The 25,697-nt window shown below is 71.2% G+C and carries 19 protein-coding genes; 9 read left to right on the forward strand and 10 right to left on the reverse strand.

Annotation, left to right across the window (positions count from 1 at the left end):
• Window positions 1-54 precede the first annotated feature (54 nt).
• The 4 genes from Q8A52_RS02980 to Q8A52_RS02995 form a co-directional block, all read right to left on the reverse strand.
• Entirely contained in the window at window positions 55-3,852 is a 3,798-nt protein-coding gene (locus Q8A52_RS02980) for a multifunctional oxoglutarate decarboxylase/oxoglutarate dehydrogenase thiamine pyrophosphate-binding subunit/dihydrolipoyllysine-residue succinyltransferase subunit (RefSeq protein ID WP_316748435.1), read from the reverse strand.
• Window positions 3,853-4,133: 281 nt separating this feature from the next.
• The gene (locus Q8A52_RS02985; RefSeq protein WP_316748437.1) at window positions 4,134-5,243 is read right to left on the reverse strand and encodes a sensor histidine kinase; all 1,110 of its coding nucleotides are present in this window, start codon (window positions 5,241-5,243) and stop codon (window positions 4,134-4,136) included.
• The gene (locus tag Q8A52_RS02990; RefSeq protein ID WP_263212538.1) at window positions 5,240-5,980 is read right to left on the reverse strand and encodes a response regulator transcription factor; all 741 of its coding nucleotides are present in this window, start codon (window positions 5,978-5,980) and stop codon (window positions 5,240-5,242) included. Before Q8A52_RS02990 ends, Q8A52_RS02985 begins: the two co-directional genes overlap by 4 nt.
• 124 nt (window positions 5,981-6,104) lie before the next feature.
• On the reverse strand, window positions 6,105-6,782 hold the full coding sequence (locus tag Q8A52_RS02995) for a spermidine synthase family protein (RefSeq protein ID WP_316748443.1): 678 nt from the start codon (window positions 6,780-6,782) through the stop codon (window positions 6,105-6,107).
• Window positions 6,783-7,004: 222 nt separating this feature from the next.
• Here Q8A52_RS02995 and Q8A52_RS03000 point away from each other — a divergent pair, with 222 nt between their 5' ends.
• From Q8A52_RS03000 to Q8A52_RS03010, 3 genes are all read left to right on the forward strand, one after another.
• A complete protein-coding gene (locus Q8A52_RS03000) occupies window positions 7,005-7,961 on the forward strand; it encodes a rhomboid-like protein (protein ID WP_408649162.1) in 957 nt (318 codons plus the stop codon).
• Between the two features lie 233 nt (window positions 7,962-8,194).
• A complete protein-coding gene (gene lon, locus Q8A52_RS03005; protein ID WP_316748445.1) occupies window positions 8,195-10,633 on the forward strand; it encodes an endopeptidase La in 2,439 nt (812 codons plus the stop codon).
• Window positions 10,634-10,846: 213 nt separating this feature from the next.
• Complete coding sequence (locus Q8A52_RS03010) at window positions 10,847-12,925, forward strand: hypothetical protein (RefSeq protein ID WP_316748447.1); 2,079 nt, start codon at window positions 10,847-10,849, stop codon at window positions 12,923-12,925.
• Window positions 12,926-13,006: 81 nt separating this feature from the next.
• Here Q8A52_RS03010 and Q8A52_RS03015 read toward each other — a convergent pair whose 3' ends face one another.
• On the reverse strand, window positions 13,007-13,831 hold the full coding sequence (locus tag Q8A52_RS03015; RefSeq protein WP_316748449.1) for a lysozyme: 825 nt from the start codon (window positions 13,829-13,831) through the stop codon (window positions 13,007-13,009).
• Between the two features lie 219 nt (window positions 13,832-14,050).
• Here Q8A52_RS03015 and Q8A52_RS03020 point away from each other — a divergent pair, with 219 nt between their 5' ends.
• A complete protein-coding gene (locus Q8A52_RS03020; protein ID WP_316748450.1) occupies window positions 14,051-14,542 on the forward strand; it encodes a MarR family winged helix-turn-helix transcriptional regulator in 492 nt (163 codons plus the stop codon).
• A gap of 79 nt (window positions 14,543-14,621) precedes the next feature.
• Here Q8A52_RS03020 and Q8A52_RS03025 read toward each other — a convergent pair whose 3' ends face one another.
• A complete protein-coding gene (locus Q8A52_RS03025) occupies window positions 14,622-15,410 on the reverse strand; it encodes a protein phosphatase 2C domain-containing protein (protein WP_316748452.1) in 789 nt (262 codons plus the stop codon).
• 411 nt (window positions 15,411-15,821) lie between these two features.
• Between Q8A52_RS03025 and Q8A52_RS03030 the strand changes: the two genes are divergently transcribed.
• Genes Q8A52_RS03030 through Q8A52_RS03050 form a run of 5 tightly spaced genes read left to right on the forward strand, consistent with a single transcriptional unit; the run spans window position 15,822 to window position 21,626 of the window.
• Window positions 15,822-18,785 (forward strand): sensor histidine kinase, encoded by a 2,964-nt coding sequence (locus tag Q8A52_RS03030; RefSeq protein ID WP_408649163.1) that lies wholly within the window; start codon window positions 15,822-15,824, stop codon window positions 18,783-18,785.
• Window positions 18,782-19,285: a roadblock/LC7 domain-containing protein gene (locus Q8A52_RS03035; protein WP_316748456.1), complete on the forward strand. Its 504-nt coding sequence runs from the start codon at window positions 18,782-18,784 to the stop codon at window positions 19,283-19,285. Before Q8A52_RS03030 ends, Q8A52_RS03035 begins: the two co-directional genes overlap by 4 nt.
• Window positions 19,282-19,704, forward strand: a complete 423-nt coding sequence (locus Q8A52_RS03040) for a DUF742 domain-containing protein (protein WP_316748458.1) — start codon at window positions 19,282-19,284, stop codon at window positions 19,702-19,704. The genes Q8A52_RS03035 and Q8A52_RS03040 overlap by 4 nt, the downstream gene beginning before the upstream one ends.
• Window positions 19,685-20,332: a GTP-binding protein gene (locus Q8A52_RS03045; RefSeq protein WP_316748460.1), complete on the forward strand. Its 648-nt coding sequence runs from the start codon at window positions 19,685-19,687 to the stop codon at window positions 20,330-20,332. Before Q8A52_RS03040 ends, Q8A52_RS03045 begins: the two co-directional genes overlap by 20 nt.
• Before the next feature lie 28 nt (window positions 20,333-20,360).
• The gene (locus Q8A52_RS03050; RefSeq protein ID WP_316748462.1) at window positions 20,361-21,626 is read left to right on the forward strand and encodes a styrene monooxygenase/indole monooxygenase family protein; all 1,266 of its coding nucleotides are present in this window, start codon (window positions 20,361-20,363) and stop codon (window positions 21,624-21,626) included.
• Here Q8A52_RS03050 and Q8A52_RS03055 read toward each other — a convergent pair.
• The 4 genes from Q8A52_RS03055 to Q8A52_RS03070 all read right to left on the reverse strand — a co-directional run bounded on the left by Q8A52_RS03055 (window position 21,587) and on the right by Q8A52_RS03070 (window position 25,590).
• Window positions 21,587-22,723: a C40 family peptidase gene (locus Q8A52_RS03055; RefSeq protein ID WP_316748464.1), complete on the reverse strand. Its 1,137-nt coding sequence runs from the start codon at window positions 22,721-22,723 to the stop codon at window positions 21,587-21,589. The two genes, Q8A52_RS03050 and Q8A52_RS03055, sit on opposite strands and share 40 nt — an antisense overlap.
• Before the next feature lie 112 nt (window positions 22,724-22,835).
• Window positions 22,836-23,150: a hypothetical protein gene (locus Q8A52_RS03060; RefSeq protein WP_316748466.1), complete on the reverse strand. Its 315-nt coding sequence runs from the start codon at window positions 23,148-23,150 to the stop codon at window positions 22,836-22,838.
• Between the two features lie 10 nt (window positions 23,151-23,160).
• On the reverse strand, window positions 23,161-23,814 hold the full coding sequence (locus Q8A52_RS03065) for a TetR/AcrR family transcriptional regulator (RefSeq protein ID WP_316748468.1): 654 nt from the start codon (window positions 23,812-23,814) through the stop codon (window positions 23,161-23,163).
• 837 nt (window positions 23,815-24,651) lie between these two features.
• On the reverse strand, window positions 24,652-25,590 hold the full coding sequence (locus tag Q8A52_RS03070; RefSeq protein WP_316748470.1) for an AurF N-oxygenase family protein: 939 nt from the start codon (window positions 25,588-25,590) through the stop codon (window positions 24,652-24,654).
• Window positions 25,591-25,697 lie beyond the last annotated feature (107 nt).

Raw genomic sequence — 25,697 nt, forward strand, 5'->3', positions numbered from 1 at the left:
CCGGCCCCGGAGTTCTCTCCGGGGCCGGGCCCTTTCGCTGCCGTGTCGCGAGACCTACGCCTCGAACACCTCACGGACCAGCTGCTCTTGCTCGGCCTGGTGCCGCTTCGCGGAACCCACCGCAGGGGACGAGCCGTGCGGACGCGAGATACGGCGCAGACGCTCGCCGTGCGGGACGTCCGGGCCGACCGCCAGGTCCAGGTGGTCGATCAGGTTCAGGGCGATGAACGGCCAGGCGCCCTGGTTGGCCGGCTCCTCCTGGACCCACAGGTACTTCTCGGCGTTCGGGTACTTGTTGACCTCCGCCTGGAGCTCCGCACCCGGCAGCGGGTACAGGCGCTCGATGCGGATAATCGCCGTCTGGGCAGCCGCAGCGTCCGTGACACCGCGCTTCTGCCGCTCGGCCTCCAGGTCGTAGTACACCTTGCCGGCGCAGAAGACGACCTTGCGGACCGCGGCCGGGTCGACCGACGCGTCGGAGATGACGGGGCGGAACTCGCCGGTGGTGAACTCCTCCGCCTTCGAGGCCGCCGCCTTGAGGCGCAGCATCGACTTCGGGGTGAAGACGACCAGCGGCTTGTGGTGCGGGTTGTGCACCTGCCACCGCAGGAGGTGGAAGTAGTTCGACGGGAGCGTCGGCATCGCGACCGTCATGTTGTTCTGCGCGCACAGCTGCAGGAAGCGCTCCGGGCGGGCGGACGAGTGGTCCGGGCCCTGGCCCTCGTAGCCGTGCGGGAGGAGCAGGGTGACGCCGGACGTCTGGCCCCACTTCTGCTCCGCCGAGGAGATGAACTCGTCCACGACCGTCTGGGCGCCGTTGACGAAGTCGCCGAACTGCGCCTCCCACATCACGAGCGCGTCGGGGCGGGCCAGCGAGTAGCCGTACTCGAAGCCCATCGCCGCGTACTCGGACAGCAGGGAGTTGTAGACGTTCAGGCGGGCCTGGTCGTCGGAGAGGTAGAGGAGCGGGGTGAAGTCCTCGCCCGTCTCGCGGTCGATGATCACCGCGTGGCGCTGGCCGAAGGTGCCGCGCTGGGAGTCCTGGCCCGCCAGGCGGACCGGGGTGCCCTCCAGGAGCAGCGAGCCGATGGCCAGGGTCTCGCCCATGCCCCAGTCGATCGTGCCGTCCTCGACCATCGCCGCCCGGCGCTGCAGCTGGGGCAGCAGACGCGGGTGGACGGTGATGTGGTCGGGGACGTTGACCTGGGACTCGGCGATCCGCTTGACGACCTCGGCGGAGACGGCCGTCGGCACCGCGACCGGGAAGCCGTCCTGCGGCGCCTGCGCCTCGACGGTGAGCGGCTGGGACGTGGCCTCGCGAACCTCCGTGAAGACCTTCTCCAGCTGGCCCTGGTAGTCCTGCAGGGCCTGCTCGGCCTCTTCCAGGGTGATGTCGCCGCGACCGATGAGGGACTCGGTGTAGAGCTTGCGCACCGAGCGCTTCTTGTCGATCAGGTCGTACATCAGCGGCTGGGTGAAGGCCGGGTTGTCCGACTCGTTGTGACCGCGGCGGCGGTAGCAGATGAGGTCGATCACCACGTCCTTGTTGAACGCCTGGCGGAACTCGAAGGCCAGGCGCGCGACGCGCACCACAGCCTCCGGGTCGTCGCCGTTCACGTGGAAGATCGGGGCCTCGATCATGCGGGCCACGTCCGTCGCGTACATGGAGGAACGCGAGGACTCGGGGGCCGCGGTGAAGCCGACCTGGTTGTTGATGACGACGTGGACCGTGCCGCCGGTGCGGTAGCCGCGCAGCTGCGACATGTTCAGGGTCTCGGCCACCACGCCCTGGCCCGCGAAGGCCGCGTCGCCGTGGATCGCCACCGGCAGGACCGTGAAGTCCGTGCCGCCCTTGTTGATGATGTCCTGCTTGGCGCGCGCGACGCCCTCCAGGACCGGGTCCACCGCCTCCAGGTGGGAGGGGTTCGCGACCAGGGAGACCTTGATCTGCTCGCCGTCCAGGCCCGTGAAGGTGCCCTCGGCGCCCAGGTGGTACTTCACGTCACCGGAGCCGTGCATCGACTTCGGGTCGAGGTTGCCCTCGAACTCGCGGAAGATCTGCGCGTACGACTTGCCGACGATGTTGGCGAGGACGTTCAGTCGGCCGCGGTGGGCCATGCCGATGACGACCTCGTCCAGACGGGACTCGGCCGCCGAGTCCAGCACCGCGTCGAGCAGCGGGATGACGGACTCGCCGCCCTCCAGGGAGAAGCGCTTCTGGCCGACGTACTTCGTCTGCAGGAAGGTCTCGAAGGCCTCCGCCGCGTTCAGCCGGCGCAGGATGCGCAGCTGCTCCTCGCGCTCCGGCTTGGAGTGCGGGCGCTCCACCCGGTCCTGGATCCACTTGCGCTGCTTGGGGTCCTGGATGTGCATGAACTCGATGCCGGTGGTGCGGCAGTACGAGTCGCGCAGCACGCCGAGGATGTCGCGCAGCTTCATCATCGACTTGCCGGCGAAGCCGCCGACGGCGAACTCGCGCTCCAGGTCCCACAGGGTGAGGCCGTGCTCGACGATGTCGAGGTCGGGGTGCTTGCGCTGGCGGTACTCCAGCGGGTCGGTGTCGGCCATGACGTGGCCGCGGACCCGGTAGGAGTGGATCAGCTCGAAGACGCGCGCGGCCTTGGTGACGTCGTCGTCGTGCGAGGCGTCGATGTCCTTGAGCCAGCGGACCGGCTCGTAGGGGATGCGCAGCGACTCGAAGATGGCGTCGTAGAAGCCGTTCTCGCCGAGCAGCAGGTTGGCGACCTGGCGGAGGAACTCGCCGGAGGCGGCGCCCTGGATCACCCGGTGGTCGTAGGTCGACGTGAGCGTCATGACCTTCGAGATGCCGAGCTTGTTCAGGGTGTCCTGGCTGGTGCCCTGGAACTCCGCCGGGTAGTCCATGGAGCCGACGCCCATGATCACGGACTGGCCGGGCATCAGACGCGGGACGGAGTGGACGGTGCCGAGGCCGCCGGGGTTGGTCAGGGAGACCGTGACACCGGTGAAGTCGTCCATCGTCAGCTTGCCGTCGCGGGCGCGGCGGACGATGTCCTCGTAGGCCTGCCAGAACTCGAAGAAGTTCAGGGTCTCGGCCTTCTTGATGGCGGCCACGACGAGCTGGCGGTCGCCGTTCGGCTTGACCAGGTCGATGGCCAGGCCGAGGTTGACGTGCGCCGGCTTGACGAGGGTCGGCTTGCCGTCCTTCTCGCCGAACGACCAGTTCATCGACGGCATGGCCTTGATGGCCTGCACCATCGCGAAGCCGATGAGGTGCGTGAAGGAGATCTTCCCGCCCCGCGCCCGCTTCAGGTGGTTGTTGATGACGATGCGGTTGTCGAACAGCAGCTTCACCGGGACCGCGCGGACCGAGGTGGCCGTCGGCAGCTCCAGCGAGGCGTTCATGTTCTTGGCGACCGCGGCGGAGGGGCCGCGCAGCGTCACGTACTCGGGGCCCTCGGGCGCCTCGGTGGCGGGCGCGGCCTTCGCGGCCGGCTTCGCGGCAGGGGCCGCGGCGGCGGGCTTCGGCGCGGCGGGCGCCGGAGCGGCGGCGGCCGGCTTCGGGGCCGCGGGCGCCGGAGCGGCGGGCGCGGCCGGGGCTACCGGAGCCGCGGGCCGGGACGGAGCGGCCGTCGTGGTGGTCGCTGCGGCCCCCGCGGCCGCAGTACCCGACGGAGCCTGGGCGGCAGCGACGCCCGGCTTGTAGTCGGCGAAGAAGTCCCACCAGGCTCGGTCTACCGAATTCGGGTCCTGGAGGTACTGCTGATAGATCTCGTCGACGAGCCACTCGTTGGGACCGAACGCAGCAGCGGGGTTCTTCCCGGCTTGGTCGTCGGTCGAGATGCTCGAGTTACTGGGGGACTGTGGCGACACGGCGGCAACCGCCCTCTTCCGCTTCACAAGGTGATGGACAGCGGAAATAAAGGCTACGCCTCCCTGAGGGTGAAGGTCAGGTCGGGCCCGTTCATCGTCGCGTAAGTCACATCAGAAAGCGCGTTTCGGGGGTTGATATGGCGGGAAACAAGCGTGGTTCGCCTGCGGAAGGTACGCGTGGGCCAGGGCCTCGGCGCCCCACAGGCGCGGGCCGTCCCTGATCACACGTGTCCGTCAGTGGGGACGCTCGTGGATCTTGTCGCTCCGGTTCGAACTTTACGTCAACTTGGCACGGATCGCTCTCCCGGAAGGGTGACGAGAATCCGGCAGCCTCGCTCGGATTCGGCCACTCCGATCCGGCCGCCGTGCAGATCCACCGCCCAGCGGGCGATCGCCAGCCCCAGACCCGTACCGCCGTCGCTGCCCGGACCGTGCGGGCGGCTGACGGCTCCCCGGTTGAAGCGTTCGAAGACCTTGTGCCACTCCGACCTCGGGATGCCGGGGCCCTCGTCCAGGACCTCCAGCTGAAGCGACTCCGGCTGCGGCCCGCGCCGCGCCTTCACCGTGACCCGGCCGTGCGGCGGGCTGTGCTTGACCGCGTTGTCGATCAGATTGGCCACGACCTGGTGGATGCGCTCCGGGTCCGCGTGCGCGGTCAGCTCGGGCGGGGAGACATCCAGGTGCAGATGGACGTCCGTCCGCGTGTGGTTCCCGGAGCCCGACGCCATGCCCCCGCGCGCGGAGGCGACCATGTTGGCCTCCTTGAGCACGCCGGAGAGGTACGGCCACACCTCGAAACGCCGCTTCCGCAGCGGTACGACGCCGTTGTCCAGCCGGGACAGGTCCAGCAGCGTCTCCACCAGCCGCCCGAGCCGCTCGGTCTGCTTGAGCGCCGTACGCATGGTCTCGGTGTCCGGCTCGGCGATGCCGTCCACGACGTTCTCGAGAACGGCCCGCAGGGCCGCGATGGGCGTGCGCAGCTCGTGCGAGACGTTCGCCACCAGCTCCTTGCGCTGGCTGTCCTGGGCCTCCAGCTCGTCGGCCATGACATTGATCGTCCCGGCCAGGTCGCCCAGTTCGTCCCGGCGGTTCTCACGCACCCGGCGCGTGTAGTCGCCGTGGGAGATCGACCGGGCCACCGCGTTCATCTCGTCGAGCGGCGAGGTGAGTGAATGCGCCACGAACTGCGTTATCAACAGTGTGGCGATCATCGAGAAGACCGTGATGAAGCGAAGCTCCGTCTTGGTGTGCACCGCGATCATCGACAGACCCGTGGTGATCAGCACCGAGATGACGACGAGCGCGCCGAGCTTGGTCTTGATCGAGAACGGACGTACGCCGCCCCAGGGCTCCTCCCCGGGGCTTCTCCGTGCGGCCGGCCCGTCGCTCATGGCGTCGGGGTCTCCAGGGCGTAGCCCACGCCGTGCACCGTGCGGATCCGCTCGGCGCCGATCTTCCGGCGCAGCGCCTTGATGTGGCTGTCGACGGTCCGGGTGCCGGAGGCGTCCGCCCAGTCCCACACCTCGGCCAGGAGCTGCTCACGGGAGAGCACCGCGCGCGGGGTGTTCGCCAGGCAGACCAGGAGGTCGAACTCGGTGGGCGTGAGGTGGACGTCCTCGCTGCGCACCCGCACCCGGCGCTGCGCGTGGTCGATCTCCAGTTCGCCGAGGCGCAGGATGCCGGAGCGCGGCGTGGCCGCGGCGATGGCCGCCCGCTCCACGCGGCGCAGCAGCACGTGCACCCGCGCGGCCAGCTCCCGCATCGAGAACGGCTTGGTCATGTAGTCGTCGGCGCCGACGCCGAGCCCGACCAGCATGTCGGTCTCGTCGTCGCGCGCGGTGAGCATCAGCACCGGCACCGGGCGCTGGGCCTGCACACGGCGGCAGACCTCCAGGCCGTCGAAGCCGGGCAGCATGATGTCGAGGATCAGCAGGTCGGGCTGCCAGGCCTCGGCGGTGTCGACCGCGGAAGGACCGTCGGCCGCGGTTTGCACCAGGAATCCCTCGGCGCGGAGTCGGGCCGCGATGGCGTCCACGATCGTCGGGTCGTCCTCGATCACCAGCACCCGGCGCTGTGCGCCCGGAGTAGCCGCCGCCGTACCGCTGTGCGAGGTGTGTGTCTGCTCCATCGCCCGCCCCTGAGTGTGCTTTCCGGAACCAGTGGGGTGGTTCCTCGGTCTGCGCATGGTTTGCGATTGACGCTTGAATGATCCGCGTCAGGGAAGCACATTACGGGGACCGGAGGCACCGTCGCTATCCAGGGCGTACGGCGAGGTGCACAGCGTCCGGAACGCCCCGGGCAACGGGGATCTCTTCGGTACGCACCTGTTGGAACCCGGCATTCCGCAAGGTTCCCTCGAAATCCGGAGAGGGCTGTGCCGACCATACGGCGAGTACCCCTCCGGGTGCCAACGCCCTTGCGCAGCTTGCCAGTCCGGCCGGTGAGTAGAGGCCGTCGTTGTCCTCGGTCACGGTCCAGCCGGGCCCGTTGTCGATGTCCAGGCACAGGGCGTCGTACGTGGCGGAAGTCTCATTGACGTGCATCAAGAGGTCGGCTTCGACGATCTCCGTGCGCGGGTCGTCGAGTGCGGCGGCCGACAGCCCGGACAGCGGGCCCTCCCGGTGCCAGCCGATCACGGCGGGCTCGCGCTCGACCACGGTGATCCGCCCCCAGCGGGGATCGGCCGCGGCATGTGCGAGCGAGAACCCTACGCCGAGGCCGCCGATCAGCACGTCCGGTTCCGGCCGCCCGTCCAGGGCGTCGTACGCGGCGTCGACGAGCAGCCGCTCCGAGCGCCCGTCGGAGGTGTCCATGAGAAAGCACCCGTTGGCGATGATCTGCAGTAACCCGCCGTGTCTGCGCAGCACCACCTCCCCGTGCGGGCCCTCGCGACGGTCCAGGACTACGGGAGTGTCGTACGTGGCGGCCATACGCCCATCCTGCACGAACACGGCTTTGCGGCCACGGAAATTACGGATGGCGGCAGGCCGGCGCACATCACTCGTTCGAGCGCTTCCGCTTCTGTCGGGACCCCGGTGTGAGTCGAGCGGTTTCTCAGAAGATCCTGTGAATCGGGGCCTTGCGTGGCGTCGGTCATAGACAGAGGCCTGTGCGGCACGAAGGGTGGGGCGGGACGGAAGGAGCGCCACACCGTGGAACCGACCGCGACGGCCGGCACGACGGCCTCGCCCACGCCCCCGGGCATGCCTCTTCCCGACGACGGCGCCCTGTCGCCCACCGGGCTCGGCGACCTGCTGGACGGCATGCCGCGCCAGCGCGGTGCCATGGCGGACGGTGCGGCCCTCGGCGCCCCAGCGGCGGCCACCCCGCCGGACGTGCCCTTTCGGCCCCGGCCCGATGACCGGGTGACCACCGCGCCGGTCCCCGCGCAGGCCTTCCCCGCCCCCCACCGCCTCCTCGCTCGGCGGCTGCGTGCCCTCCACCCGTGGCGGCTGCTGCCCACCCCCACGGGAACGCCGTTCACCTTCGCCTACGCGGCCGTGCTCGCCGTCACCTCGCTGATCGCCGCCGACGCCGCCCCCGGGCTGGTGCACAGCCTCTACCAGGCCTCCAGCACGGATGTCGCGCACCTGGTGCGGACACCCGTGCAGGTCCTGCTGGTGAGCGCGCTGTGGATCGCCGGCGGGGTCGTGTCGCCGTACGCCATGTGCTTCCTGGTCGTCCTCACCGCGCTGGAGCGGCGCATAGGCGCACTGGGCGCGGCCACGGTCTTTCTGCTCGGGCACGTGCTCGCCACCCTGGCGACCGAGGTCCCCGTCGGGATCGCGGTCGTGGCGGGACACCTGCCCGGCAGCTCCCTGCACCGCCTGGACTACGGCATCAGCTTCGGCGTCGCCGCCAGCACGGGCGCCCTGGCCGGACTGCTCACCCCCTGGCTGCGCTGGCCGGTCGTCGCGCTGTTCGGCGGCATGCTCCTGCAGGACCTGATCGCGTACACGGACCCGATGACCAACTGGGGCCACCTGATCTCGCTGGCCATAGGCATCGCCATGTGGCCCACGATCCGCCGCCGGCAGCGAGCCCGGGCCGTGCGGTCGGTCCGGCCCACGCACGTGGCCCGGGCGGTGGAGCAGGCCCGGTCCGCGTAGCCCCTCCGGGCGGCCGCCGGGCACCGCGCCGGACGCGGTGTCCCGACTCGGTGCGCCCGCGCCGGTGCGGTGCCGTGTCCTCCCCCACGGGCATAACCGCGCACCGCCCCCCGTTTCCGCTGGTAGTGCACGGTGATCCGGTGATCGCTCAGAGCGAACGCAGCCATGGGAACATCCGGGAGCTCCCGTGCATTGAGTCGGCATAGCTCAACTTGACTGCCGAAGGGGAGATCATGGCTGCTGAGTCCACGGCGTTCACACCGCTCACTCTGCCTGTGCTGCCGCTCGACGACGAGGTCGTGCTGCCCGGGATGGTGGTACCGCTGGACCTGAACGACGCCGATGTACGCGCCGCGGTGGAGGCCGCGCAGGCCGCCGCCCGGACGGAGCCCGGAAAGCCGAAGGTCCTTCTGGTGCCGCGCATCGACGGGACGTACCCGGGCACCGGTGTGCTCGGCACCGTCGAGCAGGTCGGCCGGCTGGCGGACGGTGACCCGGGCGCGCTGATCCGCGGCCGCAGCCGGGTGAGGATCGGCGCCGGGACCACCGGACCGGGCGCTGCGCTGTGGGTCGAGGGCACGCGCGTCGACGAGAAGGTGCCCGAGCCGCTGCCGGGCCACGTCGTCGAACTGGTCAAGGAATACAAGGCGCTGGCCACCGCCTGGCTGCGCAAGCGCGGCGCCTGGCAGGTCGTCGACCGTGTCCAGGCCATCGACGACGTTTCCGCGCTCGCCGACAACTCCGGCTACTCACCGTTCCTGAGCACCGAACAGAAGGTCGAACTGCTCGAGACGGCCGACCCGGTGGCCCGCCTCAAGCTCGCCGCCCAGCAACTGCGCGACCACCTCGCCGAGCAGGACGTCGCCGAGACCATCGCCAAGGACGTCCAGGAGGGCGTCGACAAGCAGCAGCGCGAGTTCCTGCTCCGCCGTCAGCTGGAGGCGGTCCGCAAGGAGCTGCGCGAGCTGAACGGCGAGAACGGCAAGGACTCCGCCGAGGAGTCGGACGACTACCGCGCCCGCGTCGAGGCCGCCGACCTGCCCGAGAAGGTCCGCGAGGCGGCCCTCAAGGAGGTCGACAAGCTGGAGCGGTCCAGCGACCAGTCGCCCGAGGGCTCCTGGATCCGGACCTGGCTCGACACCGTCCTGGAACTGCCGTGGAACGAGCGAACCGATGACACCGGCGCGTACGACATCCAGGGCGCGAAGGCCGTCCTCGACGCCGAACACGCGGGCCTGGAGGACGTGAAGGAGCGGATCACCGAGTACCTGGCGGTGCGCAAGCGCCGTACCGACCGCGGACTCGGCGTGATCGGCGGCCGGCGCGGAGGTGCCGTACTGGCCCTGGTCGGACCGCCCGGCGTCGGCAAGACGAGCCTCGGCGAGAGCGTCGCGCACGCCATGGGCCGCAAGTTCGTCCGCGTCGCCCTCGGCGGCGTCCGCGACGAGGCCGAGATCCGCGGCCACCGCCGTACGTACGTCGGGGCGCTGCCCGGCCGGATCGTGCGCGCGATCAAGGAGGCCGGGTCGATGAACCCGGTGGTCCTGCTGGACGAGATCGACAAGGTGGGGTCCGACTTCCGGGGCGACCCGGCGGCCGCCCTGCTGGAGGTCCTCGACCCGGCCCAGAACCACACCTTCCGGGACCACTACCTGGAGGTGGAACTGGACCTGTCGGACGTCGTCTTCCTCGCCACCGCCAACGTCCTGGAGGCCATCCCGGAGGCCCTGCTCGACCGTATGGAGCTGGTCCGCCTGGACGGCTACACCGAGGACGAGAAGGTCGTCATCGCCCGTGACCACCTGCTCCCGCGCCAGCTGGAGCGGGCGGGGCTCGGCAAGGACGAGGTGGACCTCGACGAGAGCGCGCTGCGCAAGCTGGCCGGTGAGTACACGCGGGAGGCGGGCGTCCGCAACCTCGAGCGGTCCATCGCCCGGCTGCTGCGCAAGGTCGCGGCCCAGCACGAACTGGGCGAGCGCGAGCTGCCGTTCACCGTCAAGGACGAGGACCTGCGGGCCCTGATCGGCCGGCCGCACCACGTGCCCGAGTCCGCCCAGGACCCGGCGGAGCGCCGCACGGCGGTCCCCGGCGTGGCGACGGGCCTCGCGGTGACCGGCGCCGGTGGAGACGTCCTGTTCGTGGAGGCCTCCCTCGCCGACCCGGAGACGGGTGCGGCGGGGCTGACCCTGACGGGCCAGCTGGGCGACGTGATGAAGGAGTCGGCGCAGATCGCGCTGAGCTTCCTGCGCAGCCACGGTGCCGAGCTGGAGCTGCCGGTGGCCGATCTGAAGGACCGGGGCGTGCACATCCACTTCCCGGCGGGCGCGGTCCCCAAGGACGGCCCGAGCGCCGGCATCACGATGACCACGGCCCTGGCCTCGCTCCTGTCCGGACGCCTGGTGCGTACGGACGTGGCGATGACCGGTGAGGTCTCGCTGACCGGCCGGGTCCTCCCGATCGGCGGCGTGAAGCAGAAGCTGCTGGCCGCGCAACGGGCCGGGGTCACGACCGTGATCATCCCCAAGCGCAACGAGCCCGACCTGGACGACGTCCCGTCGGAGGTGCTGGACAAGCTCGACGTCCACGCCGTCACGGACGTCCGCCAGGTCCTGGAACTGGCCCTGTCGCCGGCCACGAACGGCGCGGCGCCGGAGGTTCCGGTGGCGGCGTGACGGACGCCATCGGATGAAGGAAAGGCCCGGGCCCCGTGAGGGAGGCCCGGGCCTTTTCGACGCACCATGGCGAGGTCAACCCCGCACCAACACAAGGTGAAATATTTCCGAGTGCCAGATGTACAACTCTTCAACCCCCTCCTCGGTCGAACTGGCGAACAACGGCTTTTGACAGACCGTGTGCAATCCCGTGGGGGGAACGCCTTGTCCTTGATGATTCGTCGGTTGTGCGGGGTCCTGCGGGTACGCGGGACGACCGACCTGCTCCTCGTGCTCGTGCTCGGTGCCGGCTTCGCGGCGCTGCCCGTCTTCGCGTTGCTGCCGTCGGTCGGAGGGTTCGCCGTGGCGTCGGCCGTGACCTACGTGGTGGACGAGGTGGTGCACACCCGGGCGCCCGGCTTCGTCCGCCGGCTGGCGACGCTTCAGCTCAACCGCACCCTGCGGTTCGCGATCCGCACGGTGATGCTGCTCGCGCTGGCCGGCCGGACGGACGCGCCGGACCGGGTGCTGGTCGCCGCGCTGGCCGTCTTCAGCGCGCACTTCGCGCTGGTGATGCTGTACTCGGCCGCACACCACGCCATCCGGCTGCGGCGGGTGCTGCCGCTGGTGGTGCGCAACCTCGACCTCAGCGCACTTGACGTCCCGCGCCGCCCGTCCGCCGTCCTCTACCGGCGCTTCCTGCGCAAGCTGCTCCACCTCGACGTGCCGGCCCACGCGGGACTGCTCGCAGCGCTGGCGGCCGGGGTCTGGTATCCGGCGGGCGTCGGCTTCGCACTGACGACCGGGCTGTCCGTGGCGGCCGTGGCGGCCCTGCTGGGGCAGTACCGCCGGGTCCGCCGCATGCCCGCCCGGGACGCTGTGTTCGCCGAGGTCAACCGGCAGCTGGCGGCATACCGGCCCGAGGTCGCCCTGTACTTCAGCTTCGCCTCGGTGTCCCGGGACTTCATGTACCAGGTCAACATGTGGATCGACACGCTGGAGCGGCTCGACCTGCGCCCGGTGATCGTCCTGCGCGAGCGGGCCTCGTTCCGCCACCTCAGCCGCACCTGGATCCCGGTGGTCTGCGTGCCCAAGGCCGACGACCTGGCCGAGCTGGAGCTGTCCGGCGTCCGCGTCGTGCTGTATCCCGGCAACGCGGGCAAGAACGTGCACATGCTGCGCATCGCCGAGGCCAAGCACGTGTTCATCGGCCACGGCGACAGCGACAAGCTCGCGAGCAGCAACCGGGTCAGCAAGGTGTACGACGAGATCTGGGTGGCCGGCCGGGCGGGCCGGGACCGCTACCGGCGGGTGCGGCACGCCATCAGCGACAAGGCCATCGTCGAGGTGGGCCGGCCCCAGCTGGCCCCGATCCGGCTGCACGCCGACCACACGCCGGGCCCGGTGCCGACCGTGCTCTACGCCCCCACCTGGGAGGGCTGGAGCGACGACGACTGCCACACCTCGCTGATCCCGATGGGCGTGGCCCTGGTCGAGCGCCTCCTCACGGAGAACGTGCGCGTCCTCTACAAGCCGCACCCGCTCACCGGGAAGCGCTCGCCGGAGGCGGCCGAGGCGGACCGGGCCGTCCGGGAGCTGCTGCGGGCCGACAACGAGCGGCGCGAGGCCGCGGAGGCGGAGGCCGCCGTCACCGCCGCCGCGCCCCGCCTGCGGGAGATCAGGGCCCGGCTCGACGAACTGGCCGGCCGGCACGACGGTGACGACGCCCAGCAGATCCGTGACGCGCGGCTCCCCGACCGGGACGGCGCCGCCGAGTGGCGGGAACTGCACGCCGAGTGGCACCGCCTGTACTGGGAGAGCCGCGGCCCGATCCGGCACCACGTCGTCCTCAAGCAGCTGCCGACGCTCTACGAGTGCTTCAACCAGGCGGACATCCTCATCAGCGACGTCTCCTCCGTGGTCGCCGACTTCGTCGCCGGTCTCAAGCCGTACGTCCTGACCAACGCCCACGACCTGCCCGACGAGGAGTTCCGGGCCGCGTACACCACCGCCGGGGGCGCCTATCTGCTCGACCGCGCGTGCGCGCGGCTGCCGGAGATCCTGCGCTCGGTCCGCGAGCCGCGGCACGACCCGATGGCCGCGGAGCGCCGCACCCTCAAGGAGTACGTCCTGGGCCCGGACCATCCGACCTCGCTGGAGCGGTTCAACGCCGCCGTCAACGCCTTGGCCGAGCGGGCCGCGGTGGAGCGCGAGACGGACCGCGCGGCGGGAGCCGCGGAGCCGGTGTTCCCGCAGCAGCGGACGGCCCCGGCCGACGACGCGCCCCGGGACCCGACCGGCCTGGTCGGCTGAGCGGCACCCGGCCGCCCGCACGGAGCACCGGAGCACCGGGTCGGCGTGCCTCGCGTCGACCCGGTGCTCCGGTGTGCGTGGTCAGCCGTTGGCGAGCGCCACCACCCGGTCCAGGGCCCCGTTGAACTTGTCGTGGTCCCCGACCGTCGGTCCGGAGGAGGTGTACTGCCACATCGTGTAGTACGACCATCCGGCGGGCAGCGTCCCGACGTCCGAGGCGTACCGGGCGATCCACAGCGGGTTGTTCGACGCGAAGCCGCCGTAGTTGCCGGTGCACTGGGTCCACCAGCTGGTGGCCGTGTAGATCACGGCGTCCCGGCCGGTGCGCGCCCTGTAGGTGTTCAGGAAGTCGGCGATCCAGCTCACCATCCCGGCGGCCGACTTCCCGTAGCAGGTCGCGCCGTACGGGTTCCACTCGATGTCCAGGGCGCCGGGCAGGGTCCTGCCGTCCCTGGACCAGCCGCCGCCGTGGCTGACGAAGTAGTTGGCCTGGGTCGCGCCGCTGGTCGTGTCCGGGGTGGCGAAGTGGTACGCCCCGCGGATCATGCCGACGTTGTACGAGCCGTTGTACTGCTGGGCGAAGTACGGGTTGGTGTAGTACGTGCCTTCCGTCGCCTTCGTGTAGGCCCATCGGACGCCGCTGTTCCACAGCGTGGACCAGGCGACGTTGCCCTGGTAGCCGGCGACGTCGACGCCCTCGGTCTGGGCGGCGGCACCGGCGCTGGGCGTGCCGTCCCGGCCGTCGTGGGCCAGGACGCCCATGCCCATGTACGCCGAGCCGCGGGCGGGGGTGGTCGCGGCGTCGGCGGTGGAGAGCGGGAGGGTGAGGGAGAGCGCCGCCAGGAGCACGGCCACCAGGGCCGTGAGGGGGCGCGGGCGGATCGGACCGGATCTGTGCACGGGCATGACGTGCCTCCGAGGATGGGGTGGGGGTTCCGCGGATGACCCACTGGCGTGGGCATGCCATTAGTTGCCTGTTAAGGAAACTACGCACGTAGACGGGCAGGTGGAAAGGGGGTCCGGAGGCTGCCGTTGGTCTACGCCTGCGAAATACTGACGGAGCTGCGGCAACGGCGGCGTTTGACAGAAACTTTCAGGACCGCGAAACCGATCAGGGGTGCTGACGTGCACGAGGACGGAAACGGCGGCGGACATCACGCAGCCGGACAGGTGACACCCAGTGGTGCAGACCAGGAGTTCCTGGCTCTGGAACGCGAGTTGACTGTGTTGCTGCGGCGTGCCCGCGCCAATCAGGGTGAGATGGCCCGCGAGGTCCACCCCGACCTGGAGTCCGCCGCGTACGGCCTCCTGGTCCGCCTCGACGAGCACGGCCGCCAGCGCGCCACGGAACTCGCCGGCTACATCGGCGTCGGCAAGGCCACCATGTCCCGCCAGCTGCGCGCCCTGGAGGAGCTCGGCCTGATCGCCCGCGAGCCGGACCCCGCGGACGGCCGTGCCTGGCTGGTGGCCCTTACCGCCGAGGGCCGCGGCCGGGTCGGCAAGGTCCGCGAGGCCCGCCGCGCCCGCTACGTCAGCCAGCTCGCCCACTGGGACCGGCAGGAGGTCGCGGAACTGGCGCGACTGCTGCACGAGTTGAACGGCGTCATGGAGAGGTAGGGCGAACGGCCCCGTCCCGGACCCGCACCGGACCCGTCCCGGAAGGCGCGGGCATCCCGGCGGGGCGCGGAGCCGCCTCTCACAGCTCCACGTACACCACCGTCGCGTCGTCGTGCGTCTTGCTCCGCCGCAGGAACGCCCGCTCCTCCCGGTCCGCCTCCTCCAGCGCCCGTACGCGCTCCACCAGCGCCCGCGCGCCCTCCTTCCGTACGACGGTGAAACAGTCCCTCCAGTCGCCCTCGCGGAACTTCTCCACCCAGCGGGTCGCTCCGTCGGTGAGGGCGGCCAGGGCGCGGACCCCGTCGCGCGGGAGCGTGCCCGTCACCGCCCGGGAGGCGACCGAGGGGTCGGCGGCGGCCGTGAAGAAGCCGCCCTCCTTGTTGCGGACCGTGGCGTCGGCGACGGCGTCGCTCGCCAGGGACGCGCGGGACAGCCGGGAGAGGCGGTCGTCCAGGACGGGGGTGACCGTGCCGTCGGGGGACTCCAGGAGCAGGGTGGAGTCGGACAGGACCAGGTACTCGACGCTGTCCGCGGACCAGCGGGCCAGGACCACCGTCGCCTGGGGTGTACGCGGGTGAGAAAGGTCACAGGTGGCCGCGTGGGATTCCGCGGTGCGGGCGATCGCGGCGGAAAGGATCTCCGGCAGCGTCAGATCTGGGTCGGAAACGGTCAGTTCGGTCAGGGATCCGCCGAGTCGCGCGGTGAACCAGGGGACGGAATGGAGACAGCCCGTACCGCTGTCCGGCGGTGTCACCCCGTCCAGGACGATCACGCAACCCCCCTGCCCGTAGGCCGGTAGTCCGACACCGGCGAAGTCCTCGTTGGGACGGGCCGCGCTGCCGGGCTCCGATACGACTTCAGTACGCATTCGGCCAGTCTGCACGAGGCCTTCACAGTGTTCGCCAAAGGCTGGCAACGCTCCCGGAATTGACACGGCCGCGCAGGTCAGACGCCTGGTTTGGGGTGGAATGGCGCACTCCGAGAAGGCGTGTCGGCGAATCCTGCCAAAGCCTGCGGCCCGCGTCCAACCGGCCCGCCGGTAATCACCCCCGCACACGTGGCGGCAACTTGCCCGCCAACTCCCCTCCGATGTTCACTCCTTCGGGTGGCCGGTCAGGTGATGCACGACCACTGCCCACCGGCGCTGGGAGGGTCGGGGACCGATGGGGGCGTCCCGCGCGCGAGCTGAAGCCGAGCCGAGCCCGGGGGAGGGTGAACGCATTGCTCGGCACCGGAACGGCGGGGTGGCACCCGGGCCCATGGGTAGACGAGTTCAGGAATGCGAGCATCGGTGCAGAAGAAGCGGTCTCGGGGCACAGGCAGGCAGACGGCCTCCGAAGGGGGCGCCGAGCGCACTCCTGTCGGCACCGGCCGTCCGACCCACGTACGCAACCGGCTGATCGTCGCGGTGGCCGTGGTGGCCGCCGCCGTCGCCGGGGCCGGAGCCCCGTCCGTCCTCGCCGCCTCCGGGCAACTGAGTGACTCCCAGGATCTGGTGACCCTCGCCGGGCGCACCCAGGACGCGCTCGCCCTCGCCCACTCGCTCGCCGACGAGCGCGACGAGGTCACCTCCTACGTCGCGGCCGGCCGCCCCAAGTCCAAGGCGCCCTCCGAGCAGCGCAGCGCCCGTGTCGACCGGCAGGTGGAGGACCTGCGCGCCGACACCGACACGCCCGACTGGATGCGCACGGACCTGGACGGCATCGCGGCTGTGCGCAGGGCCGCGCTCACCGGCAGGAGCACGGCGCTGGAGGCGCACCAGGCCTACTCGGCCGCGATCAACGAGCTGCACCGGCTCGCCGAGGACCTGGCCGAGCAGATGCCCCCACGGGCCGGCTCCGGCGCGTACGCGCTCGCCGAGCTGGACTCCGCCGTCCAGCAGTCCGCCGCCGCCCGAGGACTGCTCCTCGCGGCCCTCAACGTGCCGAGCACCACCCAGACGGTCATCAACCCCGTCACGGGCCTGCCCAGCACGACCTCCACCACCTCCGCCGCCGACAAGAAGCAGCGCGACGCCCTCAGCGCCGCGGCCCAGCAGGCCCGGCTGCGCTCCGACGCAGCCCTCGACGGCTTCCGCGACGCCGCGCCCAAGTCGGCGGTCGACTCGTACGACTCGACGGTCACCGGCCCCGAGGTGAACTCCGCCGACAAGTACCTCGCCACGCTCACCGACCAGCCGACGCTCTCCGACAGCGACCTCGGCGTCAGCACCAAGAGGCTGGACGCCGCCCTGTCCGCCCGCGTCGACCAGATGCGCGGTGCCGAGGCAGCCCTCTACGACCACCGCACGAAGGACCTCGCCCAGCTGCGCGACGACGACGTCACCGCCTGGGAGATCCGCATCGCCGTCCTCGGCGCCCTGATGCTGGTCGCCGTCGGCATCGCGACCGCCATGGCCCGCACCCTGACCCGCCCGCTCTCGGTGCTGCGCCGGGGCTCGGCCCGGCTGGCCGAGTCCGAGAACCCGGCCGCCGAGGAACCCGTCAAGTTCACCGGCCGCAACGACGAGTTCGCCCAGGTCGTCCGCTCGGTCAACGCCCTGCACGCGCACGCCGCCGCCCTCCACGAGCGCATCGCCACCCTCGAGTCCGACCGCAAGCACCTGGTCGGCCAGCGCCAGAAGATGGCCGACGCGCGCGAGGAACTGCGCGCCGAACTCGCCGACGCGGCGGCCCAGCTGGAGCGGCTGCGGGCCAGCATCGGCGGCACCTTCGTCAACCTGGCCCTGCGCACCCTCGGCCTCGTCGAGCGGCAGCTGGGCGTCATCGAGGGTCTGGAGGAGCGCGAACAGGACCCCGAGCGGCTCTCCACGCTCTTCAAGCTCGACCACTTCGCCACGGTCATGCGCCGGCACAGCGAGAACCTCCTGGTCCTCGCCGGTACCGAGCACGTCCAGCAGCACCACGGCCCGGTCCCGCTGGTGGACGTCGTACGGGCCGCGGTCAGCGAGATCGAGCGCTACGAGCGGGTCCGTATCGCCGCGCTTCCCCCGCACGCGCACGTGGCCGGCTTCGCGGCCGACGACCTTTCCCATCTGCTGGCCGAGCTGATGGAGAACGCCACCTCGTTCTCCCCGCCCGACGTGCACGTCGAGGTCTCCGGCTGGCTGCTGGAGAGCGGTGAGGTCATGCTCTCCGTGCAGGACGAGGGCATCGGCATGACCGACGAGCGCCTGGCCCGCTTCAACTCCCGGCTCGCCGAGTTCGACCCGGACTCCCCGTACGAGCAGGAGGGCGAGGAAGGCCTGGGCCTCGGCCTGTACGTCGTCGCCCGCCTCGCCCACCGGCACGGCGCCCGCGTCCAGCTGCGGGAGCAGAAGCAGGGCGGCATCGCGGCGGTCGTCGTCCTCCCCGGCGCGCTGCTGGCCCAGGCTCCGGCCACGGCGGTCCCGCCGACCGCGACCGTGTCCGGCGGCACCCACACCTTCTCCCTGCCCGGCGCCGACGCCGAGGTCAACTCCAACGTGCTGCACGGGCGAGCCAAGGACGCCGATCCGCTGGTGGCGCTGGCGGAGCAGGCCGCACGGGAAACGTCAGACGAGAAGCCGGCCACGGCCGAGACCTCGGCCCGGACCTCCGCCGAGGCCCCGGCCCGGACCTCCGCCGAGACGTCGGCGCGGACTCCTGCCGAGGACCCGGCCCAGACCTCCGCCGAGGACCCGGCCCAGAACTTCGCCGAGGACCCGGCCCGGACCTCCGCCGAGGAACCGGCCCGGATCTCCGCCGAGACGTCGGCGCGGACTCCCGCCGAGGACCCGGCCCGGACCTCCGCCGAGATCCCGGCCGAGAGTCCCGCCGAGACCACGATGGAGCTGCTGGCCCCGGTGCCCGTCACCGACCCGTACGCCATCGGACCGGACGCGCACGAGCGGACTCCCGACGAGGCCGCCGTCCCCGCACCGGCGGCGGAAACCACGGAAGCGGCGGGGGCCGCGGAAGAGGAAGCGCCGGCACAGGCGGCGGCGGGAGCCGCGGACATCGAGGACGAGGTCACCAGCAAGGGCCTCCCCAAGCGCACCCCGAAGATCACCGCCCCGGACCGCGCCCCGCGCCAGCGGACCGGCTCCGTCGACGCCGAGGCACTCCGCCGGCGTCTCGGCGGCTTCCGCCGGGGGGCGGAATCGGGCCGCCGGGACGTGGAGGCGGAGATCGCCGCAGAGACGGCCCAGAACGAGCGGCCGGACGCAGCACCAGCACACGCCGGAGAATTCACGGGGGGCACTGTCGAGGAGGCAAGCAGTTGACCGCGCCCAGTACCTTCGGACTGAGCAGTGAGGCCCGCAACCTGCACTGGCTGCTGACGAACCTCGTCGAGGAGGTGCCGGGCATCCAGTCGGTCGCCGTGGTCTCCTCCGACGGCCTGCTCCTGCTCTCCTCGGACCCCGGACGCAACTTCCAGGCCAGGGAAGCCCGCACCGAGCGGCGGACCGGCCCCCGGGGCTCCTCGGCCGACCTCGCCACCATCGTCTCGGGCATCGGCAGCCTCACCATCGGCGCCGCCCGGCTGATGGAGTTCGGCGGGGTCAAGCACACGATGGTCGCGATGGACGAGGGCAGCCTCTTCGTGATGTCGATCAGCGACGGCTCGCTGCTCGGCGTGCACGGCTCCGCGGACTGCGACATGAGCGTCGTGGCGTACCACATGGCGCTCTTCGTCGGGCGGGCCGGCCACGTCCTGACGCCCGAACTCCGCAGCGAGCTCCGAAAATCGCTGGAGTCCCAGGCGCCGGGGAGCGCCCGATGAGCAGCTCCCCGAAGCAGCGGCAGCTCCCGGTCCGCGGCGACCGCAAGCCCGCCCGGGTCCGCCCCTACTCGCTCACCGGCGGCCGCACCCGCTTCGGCCATGTCCTCCTCGTGGAGACGTTCGTGGCCAGCACGGCGGCACTGGAGGCCCCCGAGGAGCGCAAGGAACTGACGAACGGTTCGCTCAACACCCGGGTCATGCCGGAGATGCGAGCCATCGTCGAACTGTGCCGCCGTATGCGTACGGTGGCCGAGATCGCCGCGCTGCTGCAGATGCCGCTCGGCGTGGTCCGCGTCCTCCTGAGCGATCTCGCGGACCAGGGAAAGATCCGTGTGTACGGAACCGGCACCGGCCACGGGGTGGGCCGCCCGGACCGCGCTCTGCTGGAAAGGGTGCTGAGTGGACTCCGTCGTCTCTGACGCCGCTCCTGGCGTCGCTCCCCTCGTCGGCCTCGACGAACCCGACGAGGATCTGAAGTCCTGGCAGACGGACCGCACCCGAGCCCCGATAGCCACGAAGATAGTCGTGGCGGGCGGCTTCGGCGTCGGCAAGACGACGCTGGTCACCGCCGTCTCGGAGATCACGCCCCTGCAGACCGAGGCGCTGATGACCGAGGCGAGCGAGGCCACCGACGACCTCACCGCCACGCCCGGCAAGCTCACCACCACCGTGGCCATGGACTTCGGCCGCATCACGCTCGACGACGACCTGGTGCTCTACCTGTTCGGCACGCCGGGTCAGCAGCGGTTCTGGTTCATGTGGGACGACCTGGTGCGCGGCGCGATCGGCGCCGTCGTGCTGGCCGACACCCGCCGCCTCAAGGACTGCTTCCCCGCGCTGGACTACTTCGAGAGCTGCGGCCTGCCGTACGTCGTCGCGGTCAACCACTTCGACGGCAGCGAGCTGTTCGAACCGGAGGACGTTCGCGAGGCGTTGACGATCCCCGCGCGCATCCCTGTAATGATCATGGATGCGCGCCGCCGGATCTCGGTGATCGAGACCCTCCTGGCCCTCGTCGCCCACGCGCTCGAGGAAACCCCCGAGTAGCCCCCAAGCCGTAGGAGGCACCACCCGTATGCGCAAGATACTCGTCGTGGGAGCCGGCCAGTCCGGTCTCCAGCTCGCCCTCGGACTCCAGTCGCACGGGTACGAGGTCACCCTGATGTCGAACCGGACCGCGGACGAGATCCGCTCCGGCCGGGTCATGTCGACGCAGTGCATGTTCGACACGGCACTGCAGCACGAGCGCGATCTCCAGCTGAACTTCTGGGAGTCCCAGGCCCCGAAGATCGAAGGACTCGGTGTCTCGGTAGCGGCCCCCGGCTCCTGGAGCGAGGGCCCCGCGGCCCGCGCGATCGACTGGGTCGGCAGGCTCGACGGGTACGCGCAGTCGGTCGACCAGCGGGTGAAGATGGCCGGCTGGATGGAGACCTTCGCCCAGCGCGGCGGCCAGCTGGTCATCCACGGCGCGGCGGTCTCCGACCTCGACTACTTCTCCCGCGCCTACGACCTGGTGCTGGTCTCCGCGGGCAAGGGCGAGCTGGTCTCCATGTTCGGCCGGGACGCGTCCCGCTCGCCGTACAGCGAGCCGCAGCGCGCGCTGGCGGTGGCCTACGTCCACGGCCTGGGCCCGCGCCCCGAGCACCCCGAGTTCGACGCGGTCCGCTGCAACCTGGTCCCCGGCGTCGGCGAGCTGTTCATCATGCCGACCCTGACCACGTCCGGCCGCGCGGACATCCTGTTCTGGGAAGGCATACCCGGCGGCCCGCTGGACGTGTTCAACGGCGTCAAGGACCCGGCGGAGCACCTCTCCCTGACCCTGGAACTCATGGAGAAGTTCACGCCCTGGGAGCACGAGAGGGCCAAGGGCGTCGAGCTGACGGACGCGGGCGGCACCCTCGCCGGCCGTTACGCCCCCACCGTCCGCAACCCCATCGGCCGCCTCCCCGGCGGGGGCCTCGTGCTGGGTGTCGCGGACGTCGTCGTCGCCAACGACCCGATCACCGGCCAGGGCTCCAACTCGGCGTCCAAGTGCGCCGCCTCGTACCTCGCCTCGATCCTCGAGCAGGGCGAGAAGGAGTTCGACGAGGTCTGGATGCAGCAGACGTTCGACCGCTACTGGAACACGGCCCAGCACGTGACCAAGTGGACGAACGCCATGCTGGCCCCGCCGCCGGAGCACATCCTCAACCTGATCGGAGCGGCGGGCCAGCTCCAGCCGGTCGCCGACCGCTTCGCCAACGCGTTCAACGACCCGGCCGACTTCGAGAACTTCTTCTACGAGCCGGAGAAGACCGAGGCTTACCTCGCCGCCGTGGCCGGAGCGGCGGCAGGGGCGTAACCCTGGTCGGCCCCCTTCAGGGCACCGCGGGGGAGCTTCGGCGGCGTGTAGCGCGGCAGGGGCTCCCCGCCCGGATCGGGGCGTACGGCGCCGAGCACCGGGTTGGCCGCGATCGGCGACACCTTGATCTTGGCGCCGGGCCGCGGTGCCTGTACGACCCTTCCGTCGCCGAGGTAGAGGGCGACGTGCGTGGCCTGGGGGAAGTACACGACCAGGTCACCGGGCCGCAGCTCGCGCAACGGAACGTGCCGCAGATGGGCCCACTGCTCCTGGCTGGTCCGGGGGATGGGCGTCCCGGCGTGCTCCCAGGCCTGGGAGGTCAGTCCCGAGCAGTCGTACGCCGCCGGGCCCTCGGCGCCCCACTGGTACGGCTTCCCGAGCTGGGCCACCGCATAGCGCACGGCCTCCTCGCCCCCCTTCGAAGGGGCCCGCACGCTGCTGAGGGCACCGGACGCCATGACCTTCTGCTGCGCCCCGGCGATCCCGTTCCGCTCGAACTCCGCGAGCGCGGCGAGCTGGTCGCTGCTGAGCGAGGCGAGCAGTTCCTCGACCTCGCCGAGCCGTGAGCGCACATCGTCCCGCTGCTTCTTCTGCCGCTCGGCGAGGCTGAGCTGCCGGTCGAGGGCCTTGCGGGCCTCCCTCGCCAGCTCCTCCTTCTTCTTCTCGCTCCCCAAGAGCCGCCCCACCGTCTCGGCCCGCTCCCGTGACAACTGCCCGATGACATGTCCCGCGTCGAGCGCGTGCTGCGGGTCGTCGGCGAGGAGAAGGCGAACGTACGGGGAGATACCGGTGCTGCCCTGATACTGCTGCCGGGCCAGCCGTCCGGCCGCGCTGCGACTGCCGAGCAGGGCGAGCCGGGCACGGGCGAGTTCGCCGTCCAACCGCTCCACCCGGGCGCGCTGCTTCTTCAGCTTCTCCCCGGTGGCGTTGTAGGTCTCGGTGGCCTGTTCGGCCTGCCGGTACAGCCGCTGAAGGTCCGTCAGCAGCTGGGACACCGGGCGCTGCGGGCCGGGCGCGGCCGCCGCGGGGACGGGCGCGAGCACGGCCTGGGCAGCCACCGCGGCCGTACAAGCCAGGCGCAGAAACCTTTCTGACACGTCGTCACCTCCGGACCGGGGAGGGCGGGCCTTCCGCTTCTCTCCGCACCGTGAGAAATAGACGTGGTTGTGCGGGTCGCGCGTGGAACGTAGGCGGTTCGGTGCAACGGCTTCACCCGTGGGTGTCATCCGGATTGCCCGACGGCGTGGCGTCTGGCGAGGTGTCGGGTTTCGACCAGGGCCACTTGAGCCTGCCGCTCTTCTTGCCCTCCGGGTCGTACTCGTACTTCCACGACTGAACCAGCCCGAGCCGCTTGCTGTGCCCCCGGGGCACGCGGCGGTAGACGAGGACGGTGGGCCTGCCGCCGTGCGCGTCCGGGACCGGGATGCGGTACGTCTTCGGGGGGTGGCCGGTGGGTCCCACCAGCACGGGGAGCACGCGCCCGTCCATGGGCCCGCCCTCGAAGGGGGTGTCCTGTGTCTTCACGGCACCAGTTTCAGCCATTCTCCGACAGCGCTGCGACGAGCGCCGCCGTCTGCGGGTCGCGGCCGGCGGTGACCGTGAGGACGGCCACGAACTGCTCGACCAGCCAGTCGCGGAGCTCATCGGCAGGCGGCTGCTTGTCCTCGTCGAGCCAGATCAGGGAGGCCGCCTCCACGGCCGTGATCCACATCCGGACGGTCATACGCAGCCGCGGCCCCGGGTCCCTGACCCCGAGGTGGCTGAGGATGTGCTCGGCGGCGGCCCGGCGCACGCCGTCCACGATGGCGGTGGTCCGCGAGGTCTCGACCACGCTGCCGCCCTGGAGCAGGGCGCTGAAGCCGGCGTCGTGCTCGTCGACGAAGGTGAGGTAGCGGTCCAGGGCGCGGGCGAGGCGGGGGAGGAGGGCGCCCTCGCGGGGCTCGTCGAAGCACTGCTGGAGCTCTTCGGCGGCGGACCTGAGCGCAGCCTCGTACAGCTGCTGCTTGCCGCCCGGGAAGTACCGGTAGACCAGCGGCCGCGAGACTCCGGCCGCCTCCGCCACGTCGTCCAGGGAGACCTCCTCGGGCGCGCGATGCGCGAAGAGGGACAGCGCGGCGTCGAGCAACTGACTGCGGCGCTCCTCGACGCTGAGCCGTCGGTAGGCGGGGGTGGAGGCCTGCGGGGTCATGACGGGCAGACTAATCGCTCCCAGCCCTTACGGCTGCGGCACACCCAGGTCGACGCCCCTGACCCAGCGCCGCGCTGTGGCGAGTTTCGGCGGGCGCCGGGGGCGCCGTTGGGCAGGCGACGGTCCAGCCCGGAGACTGCCACACCCGTCGGCCGGCGCCGCGGGGTACACCGACGTCGTTCGGGCCGTGGTGATGTGCGGGTCCGCCGCGCGGCCGTCGGCGGTTTCGGGCTGGTGTTGGGGGGTCGGGGTCGGGCGATGTCCGCGCAGCGCCCGAACGACCGCCAAACCGTCGGTCGGCGCCGTGGAGTACGCCGACTTCGTTCGGCCTGCGGGGATGCGCCACTCCCGTCGCGTCGCGGGCGGTGGCTTCGGGCGGAGTGTCGGGGGGTGGGGGTGGTCTCGGGCGAGCGGGCGGTACGAGTGCCGCGGCCGTCGGTTGGGGTTACGGGCACGCCGGGGTCTTCCAAGCCGTGCCATCCGCGGCTTCCGTCGCGGGCCGGTGTCGGGGCCGGGCGGTGTCAGGCGGGTGGTCGGGGTGACTGCCGTGGTCGTGGGGCGAGGTCCGGTTGTGCCCCGGGTGTCGTGCGGGCTGGGTCGATCTTTGGTCGGCCGTGTGGCCCGTGGTGGTTTCGGGCCGGTGTGGGGCTGGGGGCATGTCAGGCGGGGTGGTCCGGGTGACCACCGCCGACGTGGGGCGACGCCCCGTAGTGCCCTCGGCGTGCGGGCTGTGCCGCTCTGTGGTTCGGCCGCGTGGCCGACAGCGGCTCCTGGCCGGGCGCGGCCGTCGGACGGCGTCCCGCGGTGCCGTCTGCCGTCCAGGTCGGCCGGGCGATGTCAGGCGAGCAAGCCGGACGAGCGCCAGAGCCGTCGGCCGACGCCCCGCAGTACCCCGATGTCGTCCAGGAAGTCCGTCAGCCGCTTCGCTCCCGTCTGCATCACCTCGCGGCGGTGGCCGCTGGCCTTCACCTGGGCCATCGCCTCCCGCTTGTCCAGGCCCACGTTCGTGTAGACCTCGGGGTTCACGAAAGCCACGGAGAAGATGCGGGCGAACTCGCCGGAGGTGACCCGGGTGAACTCCTGGGACCACCTGGGAGCCGTCAGCATCTGGCGGCGCAGCTCCTCGCGGGCGTAGCGGACGTGACGGGCCTCCTCGACCACGTGGATACGGGTCACCCCGCGGACGAGGGGCTGGACCCGCTCGTCGGGAAACGTCAGCCGCTGCATCCAGTCGAGGACCTCCTCACCCAGCAGCGTGGCGGTGAAGGAGCCCGGCGTGGTGGAGATCGTCTTGAAGACGCGGCCCAGCGCAAGGTGGGCCGGGCTCACCGGATACCAGGGCGCGTCACCCCGGGAGATCAGCCGGGCGAACATCTTGGAGTGCCGGCACTCGTCCTCGATCTCGGTCAGCGCGTACCGGACGTGCGCGCTCGTCGCCGCCTTGTCGTAGATGTGCCGCACCAGCAGCTGCATCAGGATGATCTCGAACCAGATGCCCAGCGAGGCCAGCGCCGCCGACTCGTGCTGGGAGAGCAGGATCCGCTGCTCCTCGCTCATCCGCTTCCACAGCGCAGTGCCGTACAGCGACACCAGCTCCGGCGGCCAGAACCACTTGCCCTCCTCGAAGGGCGCGTCCCAGTCCAGCTCCTTGTCGGGGTCGAAGGAGTGCTTGGCGGAAGAGACGAGCAGCCGCTCGGCCACCTGCTCGCGGTCCTTGAGCAGGCCCAGCGCGTCGCGCAGTCCCTCGACCGCGTCGGCTTCCGTCAGGGTCGTCATAACTCCCTCACCTCGTTACCCGGGGGTACCTCCGTCGACAATTATGAGACTGCTTGTCAGCAAGAGCGTCAATCCCTTGCGCATGACTTGTTGACTCGCCGTCTACG

This window comes from Streptomyces herbicida, assembly GCF_032656585.1.
Classification (GTDB): domain Bacteria; phylum Actinomycetota; class Actinomycetes; order Streptomycetales; family Streptomycetaceae; genus Streptomyces; species Streptomyces herbicida.